Source organism: Oleiphilus sp. HI0086, assembly GCF_001635225.1.
On record NZ_LWFZ01000761.1, the window covers coordinates 1 to 2,737 of the forward strand.

At 42.5% G+C, this 2,737-nt stretch carries 2 protein-coding genes; both read right to left on the bottom strand.

The window, feature by feature from the left end; translation table 11 throughout:
* On the bottom strand, positions 1–622 hold a 622-nt coding region (locus A3756_RS13050), incomplete at its 3' end, for an amidohydrolase family protein (protein WP_068553653.1).
* A gap of 206 nt (positions 623–828) precedes the next feature.
* Positions 829–2,607: an aspartate--tRNA ligase gene (gene aspS / locus A3756_RS13055; RefSeq protein ID WP_068553654.1), complete on the bottom strand. Its 1,779-nt coding sequence runs from the start codon at positions 2,605–2,607 to the stop codon at positions 829–831.
* Positions 2,608–2,737 lie beyond the last annotated feature (130 nt).

A 2,737-nucleotide genomic window follows, 5' to 3' on the forward strand; every position in this document is an offset into this window, starting at 1 on the left:
TTCCAAACATCAAAGCATTAGGATTAATCAGCACCATCTCTTGAAGGCGCTTAATAGGGTCAAAATCGACTCGACCAAAGCCGCAAACTTTTACATAAACGCCATGCCTTAATAAATCATCTACAACAGGAAACGATGACTTCTCCATACCCATGTGATCAATACATACCTTAGGCAAATTCTTGATCAAATCTTGAAGATGATATAAACCTTCAGATGAAATATATAACTCAATATGCCAACCACACAAGTCATAAACTCGTTGTGCGAAATAGCATAGATAGCCAACCCGCTCACTTCCACCCCGAAAGAGGTTAAAGCGAACCCCCCTTACTCCGGCAGCATCGAGTTTTAATAGTTCACCATCAGAAATATCATGTGGAACCTGCGTAACCCCGACAAAATTATTAGATCTTGAGTTTAGTAAGGCAAGCGCCGAAAGTAGATAGCTCTGATCAAAAGCCTGAAAAGAGCCTGAAACAACGACACCACTCTTGATATTAAGCAGTGAGACACGTTCAAGATATTGTTCTACATCAAAGTCATCTGGTAAGAAGCCGTGATTAGAAACTAAGGGAAATCGACTATCAATTATATGAAAATGAGCATCAAAAACTGACAACTAAGCACTCCCAATGTAAAGGACGGCTCTTATGATACAGAACATCACCAATGGATCGAAGTTGCCTTAGAAAAATAGATAAACCAAACCAAGCTTTAGCTCATCAAGCACTTATCAAGTTCAGCTAATAAAAAGAAAAGAAATCAGTGCGGTGGGTTTAGCAGAGCTAAACTCTCACCGCACAAATTAGATATAAAGCTTAAATTTTAAGCTTTATTCTCAGTTTCTTTAGACTTAACACGAATGTGAAGTTCACGAAGCTGCTTATTATCAACTTCGCCAGGAGCCTGAGTTAACACACAGGTTGCGCTTTGGGTTTTAGGGAAGGCAATCACTTCACGAATAGACTTAGCGCCAGTCATTAACATCACTAGACGATCCAAACCAAAGGCCAAACCGCCATGAGGAGGACAACCATATTTTAGGGCGTCTAATAGGAAACCAAACTTATTTTGGGCTTCTTCGTCATCGATACCAAGAATCTCGAAAACAGTTTTTTGCATGGTGCCGTCATGAATACGAATTGAACCACCACCTAATTCACAACCATTCAAGACCATATCATAAGCTCTTGACAAAGCGGTTGCCGGATCTTGCTTCAACTCTTCAGGTGAGCACGATGGAGCAGTAAATGGATGGTGAATAGCTGTTAAACCACCGTCATCTAACTCCTCAAACATTGGGAAGTCCACTACCCACATTGGCGCCCACTCACAAGTATAAAGATCAAGGTCCTCACCGATCTTGCATCGAAGTGCACCAAGCGCTTCGTTGACAATTTTCTCTTTGTCAGCACCAAAGAAGACGATATCGCCATTTTTAGCACCCACCTTTTCCATAATGGATAAGGCAACATCTTCGCCCAAGAACTTAACAATTGGAGATTGTAGGCCTTCAGCACCTTTTTCAAGTTCGTTAACCTTGATCCAGGCTAAGCCTTTCGCGCCGTAAATACCAACGAACTCGGTGTATGCATCAATTTGCTTACGAGACAATGATGCACCGCCATCAACCTTAAGCGCAGCAACTCGGCCTTTAGGGTCTTTTGCAGGTCCAGCAAATACTTTAAATTCGACAGTTGCCATTAAGTCAGCAACATCCACAATCTCTAAGGGAATACGTAGATCCGGTTTGTCACTACCGTAACGGCTCATTGCCTCGGCGTAACTCATTTGCGGGAAGTTACCAAGCTCGACATCAAGCAAATCTTTGAACATTGAGCCAACTAAAGACTCCATCATGCCCATCAATTGATCTTCTTCAATATAAGAACACTCGACATCCACCTGCGTAAACTCAGGCTGACGATCGGCACGAAGGTCTTCGTCACGAAAGCACTTAGCAATCTGATAGTAACGATCAACACCCGACACCATTAATAGCTGCTTAAATAACTGCGGCGACTGCGGCAATGCAAAAAAGTTACCTTGATGAGTACGGCTAGGAACCAAATAGTCTCGCGCACCTTCAGGTGTAGCTCGCGTAAGAATAGGCGTTTCAACATCCATGAAGTCCAACTTATCCAAAAAGTTACGGATATAGTTAGTTACCTTAGAGCGGAACACAAGCTTGTTAAGCATCTCTGGACGACGCAGATCCATAAAACGGTACTTTAGGCGAGTGTCTTCGCCTACATCCACGTAACCATCTAGTGGGAACGGTGGCGTCTCAGCTTCATTCAATATCGTTAATTCTTTACCCAGTATTTCAATCTTACCAGTGGGCATATTGTCATTAACGGTGCCTTCTGGGCGAGCACGAACAAGGCCTTTTATCTGCAGTACCCATTCACTTCTTGCTCTATCAGCTAACGCAAAAGCCTGCTCGGTATCTGGATCTATAACAACTTGAGCCATACCTTCACGATCGCGCATATCTAGAAATATAACACCCCCATGGTCACGACGACGGTGAACCCAACCGCAGAGGGTCACTTCTTGACCGATATTATCTTCATTAACCGAACCGCAATAATGGCTTCGCATAAACTATTCTCACTTAATTCTAAATACTGATTAATTGTTAATTATCTTTGTTAAATCGCTACTTTATCAGGCTGCTGAAGAGCTTTCACTGCCTTTAGATTTAGAGCTATTCTCATTCTTTGAGTTGCAC

Excerpts from the sequence above, each read along its gene's own strand:
- aspS (WP_068553654.1), bottom strand. The coding sequence starts at position 2,607 with ATGCGAAGCCATTATTGCGGTTCGGTTAATGAAGATAATATCGGTCAA.